This window comes from Chitinophaga varians (assembly GCF_012641275.1).
Classification (GTDB): domain Bacteria; phylum Bacteroidota; class Bacteroidia; order Chitinophagales; family Chitinophagaceae; genus Chitinophaga; species Chitinophaga varians_A.
In genome coordinates this window covers 1-223 of record NZ_JABAIA010000038.1, presented here as the reverse complement: position 1 = coordinate 223, position 223 = coordinate 1, and the positions used below count along the sequence as shown (strand labels likewise).

General features: G+C 42.2%; 1 rRNA gene. It reads right to left on the bottom strand.

The features are described 5' to 3' along the window. Positions 1 to 140: 140 nt before the first annotated feature. A 16S ribosomal RNA gene (locus HGH92_RS33525) occupies positions 141 to 223 on the bottom strand; the annotation flags it as partial.

Sequence of the window (223 nt, the reverse complement as noted above, 5' to 3'; positions counted from 1 at the left end):
AAGAACTTTAGACTATTGCTAGTCTGTTGCCGATGTGTGAGATCCGATCCCTGACTCTTATTTCAAGTCTACATCTTAACTTTTAAAGAACTAATATTTGAAAGAAGAAGGAAACAACAGCTCAAGGTAATGAGCTCTAAAAAGGAGGTATTCCAGCCGCACCTTCCGATACGGCTACCTTGTTACGACTTAGCCCCAATTACCGGTTTTACCCTAGGCGGCT